Consider the following 13477-nt stretch of genomic DNA (forward strand, 5'->3'; position numbering starts at 1 on the left):
CGAAGACCCGGCGCGCGAAGACCCGAAGGGCGGGTACGCGTCGAATCTCGACGACGGCCGCAGCGCTCCGGAGGCGAACCGAGCCACAGATAAAGGGGAACGCCGCCATGACCACCGCCTTGGAACCCGCGCTGTCGGTACGCCAGGTCCTCGCCCTGGACCGGGTGCTCGCCGGAGAGCCCGAGGTGGTGGCCGGCGCCGGCCACCTCGACCGGTCCGTCCGCTGGGTGCACGTCGCCGAGGCCGCCGACGTGGGGGTCATGCTCAGCGGCGGCGAAATGGTCCTCACCACAGGGGTGCTGCTCGCGGGCAACCCCGACGCCCAGGCCGAGTACATCCGCTCGCTGCACCGTGCCGAGGCCGCGGCCGTCGTCCTCGGACTGGGCCGGGCCTTCCCCGCACCCCCGGACGTGATGCGCCGGGCCGCCGAACGCTGCGGACTTCCCATGGTGGTGCTCCACCGGCCCTTCCCCTTCGCCGAGTTGACGGAGGAGGTGCAGTCCCGGCTGGTGCGGAGCAAGTTCGCGGCCGTGAGCCTCTCCGAGGCCGTACGCACGGCGCTCACCGGGCTCATCACCACCGGTGCCCCGCTTCAGCGCATGCTCGACGAGATCGCCGTGCACGCGGCCTGTCCCGTCGTCGTCACCAACCTCGCCCACCGGGTGCTCGCCACCGCCGGTGAACGCTCCGCCGTCGACGACGTGTTGCGAGACTGGGACCGCATCGCCCGGCAGGCGGGCGGCAGCGAGGGCGACGGATGGATCCGCGCGGAGCTCGGCGGACGGGGCGAGAGATGGGGCCGCATCGTGCTGTGCGGCCACCGGGGCGACGCGGCGACCGGTCGGCTGCTCGCCGACCGTGCCGCCGAAGCCCTGGTCCTGCACCGCATGCTCGGCGGCTCCGCCCACACCTGGGAGGAGGAGTCCGCGCAGGGCCTGCTGACCGACCTGGTGAGCGGTGTCGTACCGGCCCGCCAGCTCCTTCCCCGAGCGCGGGCCGCCGGACTGCCCGTCAACCGCCGCACGTTCGTACCCCTGGTGGTACGGAACGGCGATCCCGCCCAACTCGATCGCGTACTAAGGCTGCTGGGGCTGCCGGGGCTGGTCGCCGAACTGTCCGACGGGGCCACCGCCCTGCTGCTCAGCCTCGCCCGGGACCAGGACGCGGACGCCCTGGCCGCGCACTTCGCGGTACGGCTGCGGCACGAGACCGGCGCCCCCACCACCGTGGCCGCCGCCGGCCCGCGCACCGCCTGGGACGACGTCCCCGCCGGCCTGCGCGAAGCCCTGCACGTCGCCGAGGCCGCCGCCGATACACCCGCCGACCAGGACCAACCCGCACTGGTGCGGCTGCGTGACGTCCATCTGCGCGGCCTCGTCCGGCTGCTCCGGGACGACCCGCACGTCCAGTCCTTCGCGGAACGGGAACTCGACGGGCTGCTCTGCGGGCCTCGGGCGGACCCGCGGCTGCTGCCCGTGCTGCGGACCTATCTCGCCACCGGCCGCAACAAGTCGCGCACCGCCCAGCTCCACCACGTCAGCCGGCCCGCGCTCTACCGCCGTCTGGAGGCCATACAGGCGCGCCTCGGTGTCGACCTCGACGACTTCGAACAGGCCGCGTCCGTCCACATCGCCCTGCTCGCGCACGACGCACAACAACGGTGAAGCTCGATGTACGACAACGGTGAAGTCCCCTGCGGACCGACGGGAAGCCCGATGCACGGCAACGGTGACAACCCGGCGCGCAACCACGGTGAAACACACGACGACTCAGCTGAAACACGGGACAACGCGGAGGTGACACCGTGGAACGGCACAGCACTTCGGACGTGACACGGTGCAACTCAAAGACCCGGTCCGGGCTTTCTAGGCTCCTCGCACACCGAGCGACCGGAGGTCCCGATGAGCAGAGTGATCCGCGCCGCCGTCTTCCAGACCGCATGGACCGGCGACAAGGAATCGATGATCCAGGTCCACGAGCAGGCGGCCCGCGACGCGGCCGCGCAGGGCGCGCAGGTCCTGTGCTTCCAGGAGCTGTTCTACGGACCCTACTTCTGCCAGGTCCAGGACAAGGAGTTCTACGCGTACGCCGAGCAGATCCCCGAAGGCCCGATCGTGCGGCGCTTCCAGGCGCTTGCAAAGGAACTGGGCCTCGTCCTCGTCCTGCCGATGTACGAGGAGGAACAGCCCGGCGTCCTGTACAACACCGCGGCCGTGATCGACGCCGACGGCTCCTACCTGGGCAAGTACCGCAAGACCCACATTCCCCAAGTCCCCGGATTCTGGGAGAAGTTCTACTTCCGTCCCGGAAACTCCGGCTGGCCCGTCTTCGACACCGCCGTCGGCCGGATCGGCGTCTACATCTGCTACGACCGGCACTTCCCGGAAGGCTGGCGGGCGCTCGGCCTCGCGGGTGCCGAGATCGTCTTCAACCCGTCGGCGACCTCACGTGGTCTGTCCGGCTACCTCTGGCAGTTGGAGCAGCCGGCCGCGGCCGTCGCCAACGAGTACTTCGTGGGCGCGATCAACCGCGTGGGCGTCGAGGAGTACGGCGACAACGACTTCTACGGGACCTCGTACTTCGTGGACCCCGAAGCGCAGTTCGTCGGCGAGGTGGCGAGCGACAAGGAGACCGAACTCGTCGTCCGCGACCTGGACATGGCCAGACTCCGCGAGGTCCGCGACCGGTGGCAGTTCTACCGCGACCGCGCCCCGGGGACCTACGGACCGCTGACCGCGCCCTAGGGACTCACCGGGCCGCGAGCACGGAGGCTTTCCGGGCCGCGGGCCCGGTCCGGCTCCGGGCGCCGGACGGCGGCGCCCGGAGCCACCCGTGGCACGCCGGTCGGCACGGGGGGCCGTCCCGCGAACCGCCCCCCCCGAGTTTCCCCACCGGGATTGCCGACCTCAGCCCCTGACAGCCTCACAACCCCCTCAGTGCACGCACGACCGGAAGGAGAGGGAGCATGAGCCGTACCGTCATCCGGGGTGGTCTCGTCATCACCGCGTCCGACGAGATCCACGCCGACGTCCTGATCGAGGACGGCCGGATCGCCGCCCTCGCCGCGACGGGCACGCCCGCGGCCGAGTCGTGGACGGCCGAGCGCACCATCGACGCCACCGGCAAGTACGTCATCCCGGGCGGCGTCGACGCCCACACCCACATGGAACTGCCCTTCGGCGGCACCTTCGCCTCCGACACCTTCGAGACCGGCACCCGGGCCGCCGCCTGGGGCGGCACCACCACCATCATCGACTTCGCCGTCCAGAGCGTCGGCCACTCCCTGCGCGAGGGCCTCGACGCCTGGAACGCCAAGGCCGACGGCAACTGCGCCATCGACTACGCCTTCCACATGATCGTCTCCGACGTCAACCAGGAGACGCTCAAGGAGATGGACCTGCTGGTCGAGGAGGGCGTCACCTCCTTCAAGCAGTTCATGGCCTACCCGGGCGTCTTCTACAGCGACGACGGCCAGATCCTGCGCGCCATGCAGCGCTCCGCCGAGAACGGCGGCCTCATCATGATGCACGCCGAGAACGGCATCGCGATCGACGTGCTCGTCGAACAGGCGCTGGCCCGCGGCGAGACCGACCCGCGCTACCACGGAGAGGTGCGCAAGGCGCTCCTGGAGGCGGAGGCCACCCACCGCGCCATCAAGCTCGCCCAGGTCGCGGGTGCTCCGCTGTACGTCGTGCACGTCTCGGCCACCGAGGCCGTCGCCGAGATCGCCCGCGCGCGCGACGAGGGCCTGAACGTCTTCGGCGAGACCTGCCCCCAGTACCTGTTCCTGTCGACCGACAACCTCGCGGAACCGGACTTCGAGGGCGCCAAGTACGTGTGCAGTACGCCCCTTCGGCCCAAGGAGCACCAGGCGGCCCTGTGGCGCGGCCTGCGAACCAACGACCTCCAGGTCGTGTCGACCGACCACTGCCCGTTCTGCTTCGTAGGCCAGAAGGAACTCGGCCGCGGCGACTTCTCGAAGATCCCCAACGGCCTTCCCGGCGTCGAGAACCGCATGGACCTGCTCCACCAGGCCGTCGTCGACGGGCACATCTCCCGGCGCCGCTGGATCGAGATCGCCTGTGCCACGCCGGCCCGGATGTTCGGCCTGTACCCGAAGAAGGGCACCATCGCGCCCGGTGCCGACGCCGACGTCGTGATCTACGACCCGCACGCCGAGCAGATCATGTCGGTCGAGACCCATCACATGAACGTCGACTACTCGGCGTACGAGGGCAAACGCGTCACCGGACGGGTCGAGACCGTGCTCTCGCGTGGCGAACCGGTCATCACCGAGCGGGAGTTCACCGGACGCGCGGGCCACGGCGTCTACACCCCCCGTTCCACCTGTCAGTACCTTCTCTGAGCGACCAGGAGTGGCGCCAATGGACTTCGGACTCGTCCTGCAGACAGACCCCCCGGCCTCCCGCGTCATCGACCTGATGAAGCGGGCCGAGGCCAACGGCTTCACGTACGGCTGGACCTTCGACTCGGCCGTGCTCTGGCAGGAACCCTTTGTGATCTACAGTCAGATTCTCGCCAACACCGAGAAGCTGACGGTCGGCCCGATGGTCACCAACCCGGGCACCCGCACCTGGGAGGTCACCGCCTCCACCTTCGCGACGCTCAACGACATGTACGGCAACCGCACGGTGTGCGGCATCGGGCGCGGCGACTCGGCGATGCGCGTCGCCGGGCGCAAGCCCAACACGCTCGCCCGGATAAGCGGTGCGATGAAGGTCATCCGCGCCCTCGGCCGGGGTGACGAGGCCGACCTCGGCGGCACGGTCATCAAGTTCCCCTGGGTCAAGCCGGGTGCCGAACTGCCCGTCTGGATGGCCGCGTACGGTCCGAAGGCCCTCAAGATGACCGGCGAGGAGGCCGACGGCTTCATCCTCCAGCTCGCCGACCTCTACCTCACCGAATACATGGTCAAGGCCGTCAAGGACGCGGCGGCCGGGGCCGGGCGCGACCCCGCCGAGGTGAAGATCTGCGTGGCCGCGCCCGCGTACATCACCGAGGACGACTCGCCCGAGGCGCTCGCCCACGCCCGCGAGCAGTGCCGGTGGTTCGGCGGCATGGTGGGCAACCACGTCGCCGACCTGGTGTCCAAGTACGGCGAGCACTCGGCCGCCGTACCCGACGAACTCACCGAGTACATCAAGGCCCGTGAGGGGTACGACTACTCCCACCACGGACGGGCCGACAACCCCGACACGGCGTTCGTGCCCGACGAGATCGTCGACCGGTTCTGTCTGATCGGCACGGCCGAGCGGCACATCGAGAAGCTGAACGCGCTGCGCGAGCTGGGCGTCGACCAGTTCGCGGTCTACGACATGCACGACGCCCAGGAGGCCACCATCGACGCGTACGGAACGCGGGTCATCCCCGGCATCAACGGGCAGTAACCGAAGGCCGACCCCCTCATTCTCCCCTTCCCGCCGTCCCGGGAAGGGGACCAGGGCGCTCCCCGCGCACCCCCCGCAGCTCGTCCCCGCACGGCCTCTCCCGTCACTCCTCATTGATTGGCCTGCTCATGACAGAAACCGTCCCCCCGGACAGCCCGCCCACCGGGCAAGTCACGCTCCCCGACGGCCGGGTGGAGATCGCGCCCGACGCTCCCGCGCCCACCGGCCCCTACGCCAACGAGGACCTGCTGCCGGTTCCGGTCGAGAAGCGCACCTGGACCACGTACAACTTCTCGGCCCTGTGGGTCGGCATGGCCCACAACACCGCTTCCTGGACGCTGGCTTCGGGCCTGATAGCCGTCGGCATGGACTGGAAGCAGGCCGTCCTCACCATCGCCCTCGCCAACCTGATCGTGCTGGTCCCGATGCTGCTCACCGGGCACGCGGGGCCGAAGTACGGCATCCCCTTCCCGGTGTTCGCCCGCGCCTCCTTCGGGGTCCGCGGGGCCAACCTCCCCGCTGTCGTACGGGCGTTGGTGGCGTGCGGCTGGTTCGGCATCCAGACCTGGATCGGCGGCGAGGCGATCTACTTCCTCGCAGGCAAGCTCTTCGGCGACGGCTGGCGGAACGCCTCACAGGTCGGCGGCCACGCCTGGACCATGTGGCTGTCGTTCGCGATCTTCTGGGTGCTCCAGGTCGCCATCATCTACCGGGGCATGGAGACCATCCGCCGGTTCGAGAACTGGGCCGCGCCCTTCGTGCTCGTCGGTGCCGGCGTGATGCTGTGGTGGATGAGCAGCAAGGCCGGCGGCTTCGGGCCGCTGCTCGACCAGCCGTCGAAGCTCGGCTGGGGCGGTGACTTCTGGAAGCTGTTCTGGCCGTCGCTGATGGGCATGATCGGCTTCTGGTCCACCCTGTCGCTGAACATCCCGGACTTCACCCGGTACGGCAAGAGCCAGAAGGCGCAGACCTGGGGGCAGGCGCTCGGACTTCCCACCACGATGACGCTGTTCGCGTTCCTGTCCGTCATGGTGACCTCGGGCTCGCAGGCCGTGTACGGCAAGGCCATCTGGGACCCGGTCCAGCTGGCCGCCAAGACGGACAACGTCGCCGGGATCATCTTCGCGCTGGTCACCGTGCTGGTCGCGACGCTGTCCGTGAACATCGCGGCGAACCTGGTCTCGCCGGCCTTCGACTTCTCCAACATCGCGCCGCGGAAGATCAATTTCCGTACCGGCGCGCTCGCCACCTGTGTCCTGGGCGTACTGATCTTCCCGTGGAAGCTGTACTCCGACCCGCAGGGCTACATCTTCACCTGGCTCGGCCTGGTCGGCGGACTGCTCGGGACGGTCGCCGGCATCCTCATCGCCGACTACTGGATCCTGCGCCGCACCAAGCTCGACCTCGCCGACCTGTACCGCACGGGCGGCCGCTACTGGTACGACGGAGGCTGGAACTGGCGGGCCGTGGTCGCCTTCGTCACCGGCGGCGTGCTGGCCGTCGGCGGCGCGGACTTCCATCCGCTGATCGACGGACGACCCATCCCTGCGCTGGAGTCGCTCGCCGACTACGGATGGGCGGTCGGCCTCGGCACGTCGATGGTGCTGTACGTGGTGTTGATGCTGCTGCGCGGAAAGGACAGAACCACGGTCTGACCGCGGCGACCGGAGGACGGTCAGTTCTGCTGGCCGTCCTTCAGCTCTTCTGGCCGCTCTTCAACGCCGCCGTCGCGTCCTTGGCCGCCTTGATGGCACCCTTGTTGATCTCTTCGGTGCCGGGCGCCTTCTTGGTCTCGAAGTCGCTGCCGTTGTAGGTGACGACCACCAGCGCGTTGGACGCCTGGACGATCACCACGCCCTCGCGGGTCTGCTGCTTGTCCTCGGTGCTGAGGTTGACCACGGAGTAGGCGGAGTCGCCGACACCCGGCACCGCCCCGCCACCGCTCTTGTCGGCGACGCGATCCTTGTAGGCCTTCTCCGCCGCGGCGTCCGATTCCTTGATCTCGTAGGAGACGTCGAGCCAGCGGTAGTCGAAGCCCTTCAGCGCGTTCCACGAGCAGGTGCGGCGCAGCGCCTTGTCGGTCGACGCGATCTCCTGGCCGGCTGTCTTGGCGCCGGGGACCAGGGACTTGATCGTCGAGACCTGGATGCTGCCACAGGGGGCGGGTGACGCGGCGAACGTCTTGACCGCGGCCGACGCCGAAGGAGCCGACGTCGAGCCGTTTGTCTGCTTCTGCGTCGATTTATCCTCGGCGTTGGGGGTCGCTGCGGACGGACCGGCGGCCAGGGCCCAGCCCGCGGAGGCGAGCAGAGCGACCGGAAGCAGGCGCGCGGCGAGCGCGAGCGGCAGAGGAAGAGAACCCAAAGCGCACTTCTCGTGGGGGATGGTGCGGAGATGGTCCGCACTGCGGACGGGACGCCAGTGTCACACGAGACGCTGTGGTGCGGAAGGGCCGACCGGCTTCGTGCCCGTGTAGTGACAGTGACTCACCTTGGCGTCGATTGACTGATGCTGTGGCAGGATGTCTGTTTTGTTCGTCCTGGTGATCGCTTCCTTCTCCGTATCCCGTGACCCCCGTGATCCCGTCGTCCCGTCGCATCGCGATCACGGCTACCGCTTCGAGGCGCGGACCGGGAGAGCCCGCTCGACGCGGTCGACGGCCGCGAACGCGCCGTAGGCCACGAGGCGCACCAGGCGGCGGTCGGAATGGTCCGGTTTGCGCCAGGCTGTCACGTCCTCGTCCGTGATGCGGTACGGGGCGAGGGCGGCCAGCAGTGCCAGCCGCGCGCCGGGACGCGAGCGGTCGGGGAGACCGTCCCACGCGAGTGACGGATGCGCGCCGTCCCATCCCTGGAGCGTTTCCCGTACGAGGGCACGGTCCGCCTCGTCGAGCAGCTCTCCGCCCGCGGTGGCGGCGTCGCGCAGGGCGGCGTAGGCGGGGCCTACGGAGGTACCCCGCGCCCAGTCGGGACCGGGACCCGGGGCGTCGAGCAGCGTGAGAGCCGCACCCGGCGCGGGCCGGCGGCGCACCGTCCTGGCCAGCGACCGCCCGCCCAGACTCCGTACCGCCCGGAACCGCTGAGCGTTGCCCGGAAGGAGGCTCTCGGTCAGCAGCGCCGACGCGATCCGGTTGATGAAGTGGAACGTGAGCATGGTGCCGATGTACGCGGGAGCGTGCGCGGCGGGGAACGGGTACGGCATCAACCCGGGTGCTCCGGGCGTCCGGCTCGACCGGCCCCAGGCCAGCACGCGCGCATGCCCCTCGTCCGAGGGCGTCTCTCCGCGCGCGATGGCCTCGGCGAGGGAATGGTCCCCGGTGGCGTGCAGCAGCATCGTGTGCGCGTCCACGCAGAAGGGGCACCGGTTGGCCAACGACACTCCGAGCGCGGCGAGTTCCTTCCCGGTCCTGTCGCCCTCACCCGCGATCAGCGACTCCCGCATCAACGCCCATGCGGAGGTGAGGAGTTCGGGCGCGGAGGAGAGTACGACGAAGGTGGCCGGACGCTCCATGCCGAAGTCCGAGGCGAGCTGGGCGTAGACGTCGGCGGTCGCGCCGGTGGCGGACTTCCGTGCCGGTGGGGTGGTGTACCTGAAGGGTGTGGAGATGGACATGGCCATGGGTGCCTCCTGAGTCGACCGGGTGGTTGCCGGGTGACCGGCGACCACGGTCAACGATGGCCCGGTGGAGGAGTCGCGGGCGTCGTACGGCCGGGGGTGATCCGGGCTACCGCCGTCGGCCCGGTGCCCGTCGCCGGCTACTCCGACGGGAGTAGCCGCACAGCCGTCCACAGGTCTGACGCGGTGGTCGGCACGCCCGCATAGAGTGCCGGACATGCAGCTCGACCAGGTCGTCCGCAGGCGTCCGGCCGACGCGGCCATCGCGGTCGTGGTCGGCGCCCTGGTGGTGACCGCGGCCGCGTTCGACGACGGCACCACCGCCCTCGACTACACCTTGATCGCTCTCGGTTCGCTGACGCTGGCGGCCTACCGCAGTGCCCCGCGCGTCGTACTGGCGATCACCACCGCCACCACGACGGGGTATGTCGTGCACGCCCACCCCGGCACCCTGTCCGCCCTTCCGGTCCTCGGCGCGGTGCACACGGCCGCCAGAGCCGGCCACCGGGGCGTCGCGGCGCTCGCGAGCGCCGTGTTCCTGGCCGGATTCGTGGCGACGGGACCGGGGACGCGGGAAGTGGTGGAGCGGACGGTGCTGCTCGCCGGCTGGTTCCTGTGCGCCCTGGTCACTGGCCTCGCCGACCGCACCTGGCAGGCTTACCTGCGCCAGAGCGAACAACGCGCCCTGGAGGCCGAACGAACCCGTGAGGAAGCGGCGTTGCGCCGCGCCGGTGAGGAGCGCCTGCGCATCGCGAGGGAGTTGCACGACTCGCTCACGCACAGCATCTCGATCGTCAGGCTCCAGGCGGGGGTCGCCGTCCATCTGGCGCGCAAGCGCGGCGAGGAGGTGCCGCCCGCACTGCTCGCCATCCAGCAGGCCGGCGGTGAGGCGATGCGTGAACTGCGCGCCACGCTGGAGGTGTTGCGCACCGACGAGCCGACCGGCACACCGGCGCTGCTGGTCGAGCGGGCCCGTGCCGCGGGCCTCGCCGTCGACCTGCGGGTGACCGGAGAGGAGCGCCCGCTCGCCGCGACCGTGGACCGCGCCGCGTACCGCATCGTCCAGGAGGCCCTGACGAACGCCGCCCGGCACGCGGGCCCGGCCAAGGTGACGGTCGAACTCGGCTATGCACCGGACGAGTTGACGATCGGCGTGCATGACGACGGCGTGGCTCGGCAGTCCCGGCCGCCGACCCCGGGTATCGGCCTCACCGGCATGCGCGAGCGCGTCACCGCCCTCGGAGGCACCCTGAATGCCGCCCCGCGCGCCGAGGGCGGCTTCTCGGTCCGGGCCGAACTGCCCCTGTACGCACCGGAGGAGGTGCGATGAGCGACCCGGACACGCCGACCGCCGCGGGCCGCCTGATCAGGGTCGCACTGGTCGACGACCAGGCCCTCATGCGCGCCGGTTTCCGCGCTCTGCTGGACGCCGAGGAGGGCATCGAGGTGGTGGGCGAGGCGGCCGACGGGGCGCAGGGGCTCGCCCTGGTCCGCGCCGAGCTGCCGGATGTCGCCCTGGTCGACGTGCAGATGCCCGTGATGACGGGCATCGAGGCCACCCGCCGTATCGCCGCCGATCCGGAGCTCGCCGGGGTACGCGTCGTCATCCTCACCAACTACGGCCTGGACGAGTACGTCTTCGAGGCGCTGCGGGCCGGGGCGAGCGGATTCCTGCTCAAGGACACCGAGCCCGCCGATCTGCTCCAGGCCATCGAAGTCGTCGCCCACGGCGAGGCGTTGCTGTCGCCTTCGGTGACACGCACTCTCATCGGGGAGTTCGTGGCCCGGCCCCCCGACCGGGCCACGGCGCCGGGCCTCGAAGGCCTCACCCGCCGCGAACGCGAGGTCACCGCGCTCGCCGCGCGTGGCCTGAGCAACGAGGAGATCGCCGCGCACATGGTCATCAGCCCCCTGACGGCCAAGACCCACATCAGCCGCGCGATGACGAAGCTGGCCGCCCGCGACCGGGCCCAACTCGTCGTCTTCGCCTACGAGTCGGGCCTGGTGACGGCGCGAGGACAGGTGGACTGATGCCCTCCGCCGAGCTTCCGTGCCATGATCGGCCCGTGATCGCGACAAGCCCGAAACGGGTCGGCGCGGCAGCCGCCGCCGATCGTCCGAGGCGGTCCGGTGCCCGGACCGTCGTCGTACCTCCGCGTGGTGGCGGTTCCCGCACCGCCGGCATTCGGGCGAAGTGGGTCCGCCCGGTCGCCCTCGCCTGTTTGGTCGCGACGGTCACCAGCGGGTGCGGCCTGTCCGCCGAGCTCGACCGTGAGCGCGACCCCGGGCGGACAGCCGTCCCGGACCCGACCAGGACCTCCACCGCGAAGCCGCCCGTCATCGAGCCACCCGAACCCTCGCAGACGGTGCCGGTGCAACAGGGCCGTGGCTGCCCGCCGTCCGGCATGCGCCTCGACACCGGACCCGTCGACGCGGCCATGGGCCTGCGTGCCATGACGCTGACCCTCACCAACTGCGGCAAGCGGCCGTACAAGGTGAACGGCCACCCGGCCGTCGCCCAGGTCCTCGACGAGGAGGGTGCCCCGATCACCGGAGTGCACAGCGTGGTGGGGACGGACAAAGTGCCCATGGCGCCCGCCGACCCCGGCCCCCAGCCCTTCACGCTGAACCCGGGCGACAGCGCGCGGGCGGCCCTCTACTGGCGGATGGCGGCCCAGTACGGCTTCTATCTGCGCGTCGCACCGCAGAAAGGGCAGGACGCCGTCACCCTGCGGCTGCCGGACTTCCTCGACATCGGCCCGGAGAACACGCTGGGGACCACTGCCTGGGCGCCCGCGTCCTGAACGCCGGTCCGCTCCGAGCCCCGCACGGCGGCTCGATCCCACCCCTCCCTTCCACTTTCCCTCCCTCCCTCCCGCTCTCCCCGGACCGCACGCCCGCCCGCCCTGCCGTTTTGGGCCCGGCTGAATGCCACAGCCCGCGCGCCGTACGCCGCCACGCCTTCGCGCCGCCCCGACCGCCCGGTACCGCCGTTGGCCGGTACCGCCGCGATCGGGGCGGTTGTGCATCTGCCGGGCGCCGTCATCGAGGAGGGCCGGGACCTGTCCTCGATGACGGCGTCATGGCCGACGTCGCTCACCGTCTGCTGCCGGCCTGACGGCCCGGCCTCACTTCAGGTGCCGGGCGAAGAACCGAGCCCCGTCCTCCATCTCGGACCGCGGGACGCCCGTGTGCCCGCCGAGGTTGGCGTGCAGGGACTTCTCCTTGGAGCCGAAGGCGTCGAACAGGTCGAGGGCCGCCTGCCGGTCGTTCCCCTCGTCGTCCCACTGCAACAGGACCCGCAGCGGAATGGTGACCTGGCGGGCCTCCTCGAAGATGGCGGCGGGGACGAGACTCCCGGCGAAGAAGCCGGCAACCGCGATGCGCGGCTCGACCACCGCAAGGCGGACACCGATGGAGATCACTCCCCCCTCGAACCCGACCGGGCCGCCGATCTCCGGCAGCGAAAGGAGCGCGTCCAGGGCGGCCTGCCATTCCGGGACCGCCTTTTCGACCAGCGGGAGGACGAGGGCGTCGACGATCTCGTCGCCTACCGGCTTGCCGGCCTCCATGGCCCGGCGCAGGTCGGCGCGGGCCTGCTCGACGGCGGCCCAACGGGGCCGGTCACCGCTCCCGGGGAGCTCGATGGTGGCCGCGGCCCAGCCGTACTCCGTCGCGTAGTGCCGGGCCCGCCCCGCCAGCCGGGGGTACATCCTGCGCAGTCCGAGGGGAGGGTGGCCGATCAGGATCAGCGGCGTCGGTGCGGATGCGGATGCGGGCGTCCACAGGATGCCGGGGATCTCGCCAAGGGTGAATTCGCGTTCGAGGACGCCGTCGTCGAGGCGCTGCTCAGAAGTGAATTGCATGGTCGTGCCTTTCGGGAGTGCTCATGTACGGCGCTCCCGGACGACCTATCGCCCGACCGTGACCCCGGAGGAGAGCACCCATGTCAATACGTTCACGGGTACCACCTCCTCGTTCTGTCGCACGGCCTCCCGAAAGTTAGCAGCGGTCTCCGTGGTCCGCCAAACGGTTTTTGCGAAGGCCCTGTGGCCGGACGCCACGGAGCCACTCGCCCGAAGACCGAGGCCGTGTGGTGACGAAGCCGGCCCGCTGTTTCGACACCCACTGGTTCATGAGCTACGGGGAAAGTGGCTGAGCTTCGTGTCGCATCCCCGGCGGTCTGTCGTGATCGGAGCAGACCGCCGGGGACGTGACCTGGGCTGTCGCGCACCTTCCGAGTCAGCAGCCCGCAGGTGTCCCACCTGCGCGGTTGCCAGGTGGCCCGCAGGCGAGCGTGCTGTCGGGGCGGAAGTGCGGGCACGCCTCGACGCCGCCGGCGAGGGCCGGACGCGAGCTGCCGGAGCGGAACTCGCGTGGACAGGCCTCCGGTTAGGTGACCCGCTCGATCGCGCCGCACGGTCGATGAGCCTTCCCCGGCCGGTCGGTTGGGA

At 70.6% G+C, this 13477-nt stretch carries 11 protein-coding genes; 8 read left to right on the forward strand and 3 right to left on the reverse strand.

The genetic code is table 11. The features are described 5' to 3' along the window. Nucleotides 1-107: 107 nt before the first annotated feature. The 5 genes from ACZ4N5_RS06765 (at nt 108) to ACZ4N5_RS06785 (ending at nt 7063) form a co-directional block, all read left to right on the forward strand. On the forward strand, nt 108-1664 hold the full coding sequence (locus tag ACZ4N5_RS06765; RefSeq protein WP_467756034.1) for a PucR family transcriptional regulator: 1557 nt from the start codon (nt 108-110) through the stop codon (nt 1662-1664). Between the two features lie 237 nt (nt 1665-1901). After that, nucleotides 1902-2744 carry a nitrilase-related carbon-nitrogen hydrolase gene (locus ACZ4N5_RS06770; protein ID WP_467756035.1) on the forward strand — a complete coding sequence of 281 codons (843 nt, stop codon included), beginning with the start codon at nt 1902-1904 and terminating at the stop codon, nt 2742-2744. A 221-nt stretch (nt 2745-2965) separates the two neighbouring features. Beyond that, the gene (hydA, locus tag ACZ4N5_RS06775; RefSeq protein WP_467756036.1) at nt 2966-4366 is read left to right on the forward strand and encodes a dihydropyrimidinase; all 1401 of its coding nucleotides are present in this window, start codon (nt 2966-2968) and stop codon (nt 4364-4366) included. A 19-nt stretch (nt 4367-4385) separates the two neighbouring features. Continuing rightward, on the forward strand, nt 4386-5408 hold the full coding sequence (locus tag ACZ4N5_RS06780) for a TIGR03842 family LLM class F420-dependent oxidoreductase (protein WP_467756037.1): 1023 nt from the start codon (nt 4386-4388) through the stop codon (nt 5406-5408). Between the two features lie 128 nt (nt 5409-5536). After that, nucleotides 5537-7063 (forward strand): NCS1 family nucleobase:cation symporter-1, encoded by a 1527-nt coding sequence (locus ACZ4N5_RS06785; RefSeq protein ID WP_467756038.1) that lies wholly within the window; start codon nt 5537-5539, stop codon nt 7061-7063. A gap of 40 nt (nt 7064-7103) precedes the next feature. Here the strand turns inward: ACZ4N5_RS06785 and ACZ4N5_RS06790 are convergent, their stop codons facing one another. Then, nucleotides 7104-7772, reverse strand: a complete 669-nt coding sequence (locus tag ACZ4N5_RS06790; RefSeq protein WP_467756039.1) for a hypothetical protein — start codon at nt 7770-7772, stop codon at nt 7104-7106. Between the two features lie 246 nt (nt 7773-8018). Continuing rightward, a complete protein-coding gene (locus ACZ4N5_RS06795) occupies nt 8019-9014 on the reverse strand; it encodes a carboxymuconolactone decarboxylase family protein (protein WP_467756298.1) in 996 nt (331 codons plus the stop codon). A gap of 226 nt (nt 9015-9240) precedes the next feature. On the opposite strand from ACZ4N5_RS06795, the gene ACZ4N5_RS06800 reads away from it, so the two are divergent. From ACZ4N5_RS06800 to ACZ4N5_RS06810, 3 genes are read left to right on the forward strand one after another with little or no spacing between them, the layout of a single operon-like run. Further along, entirely contained in the window at nt 9241-10353 is a 1113-nt protein-coding gene (locus tag ACZ4N5_RS06800; RefSeq protein WP_467756040.1) for a sensor histidine kinase, read from the forward strand. Beyond that, entirely contained in the window at nt 10350-11054 is a 705-nt protein-coding gene (locus ACZ4N5_RS06805) for a response regulator (RefSeq protein ID WP_467756041.1), read from the forward strand. The genes ACZ4N5_RS06800 and ACZ4N5_RS06805 overlap by 4 nt, the downstream gene beginning before the upstream one ends. A 35-nt stretch (nt 11055-11089) precedes the next feature. Then, nucleotides 11090-11827 (forward strand): DUF4232 domain-containing protein, encoded by a 738-nt coding sequence (locus tag ACZ4N5_RS06810; RefSeq protein ID WP_467756042.1) that lies wholly within the window; start codon nt 11090-11092, stop codon nt 11825-11827. A 324-nt stretch (nt 11828-12151) separates the two neighbouring features. Here ACZ4N5_RS06810 and ACZ4N5_RS06815 read toward each other — a convergent pair whose 3' ends face one another. Continuing rightward, entirely contained in the window at nt 12152-12889 is a 738-nt protein-coding gene (locus ACZ4N5_RS06815) for an alpha/beta hydrolase family protein (RefSeq protein ID WP_467756043.1), read from the reverse strand. Between the last annotated feature and the right edge of the window lie 588 nt (nt 12890-13477).

This window comes from Streptomyces sp. NPDC026500 (genome assembly GCF_055567635.1).

Bases quoted from the DNA above. Each gene is read 5' to 3' on its own strand.
- ACZ4N5_RS06785 (WP_467756038.1), top strand. From the start codon at position 5,537: ATGACAGAAACCGTCCCCCCGGACAGCCCGCCCACCGGGCAAGTCACG.
- ACZ4N5_RS06800 (WP_467756040.1), top strand. From the start codon at position 9,241: ATGCAGCTCGACCAGGTCGTCCGCAGGCGTCCGGCCGACGCGGCCATC.
- ACZ4N5_RS06805 (WP_467756041.1), top strand. From the start codon at position 10,350: ATGAGCGACCCGGACACGCCGACCGCCGCGGGCCGCCTGATCAGGGTC.
- ACZ4N5_RS06815 (WP_467756043.1), bottom strand. From the start codon at position 12,889: ATGCAATTCACTTCTGAGCAGCGCCTCGACGACGGCGTCCTCGAACGC.
- hydA (WP_467756036.1), top strand. From the start codon at position 2,966: ATGAGCCGTACCGTCATCCGGGGTGGTCTCGTCATCACCGCGTCCGAC.
- ACZ4N5_RS06780 (WP_467756037.1), top strand. From the start codon at position 4,386: ATGGACTTCGGACTCGTCCTGCAGACAGACCCCCCGGCCTCCCGCGTC.
- ACZ4N5_RS06770 (WP_467756035.1), top strand. From the start codon at position 1,902: ATGAGCAGAGTGATCCGCGCCGCCGTCTTCCAGACCGCATGGACCGGC.
- ACZ4N5_RS06765 (WP_467756034.1), top strand. From the start codon at position 108: ATGACCACCGCCTTGGAACCCGCGCTGTCGGTACGCCAGGTCCTCGCC.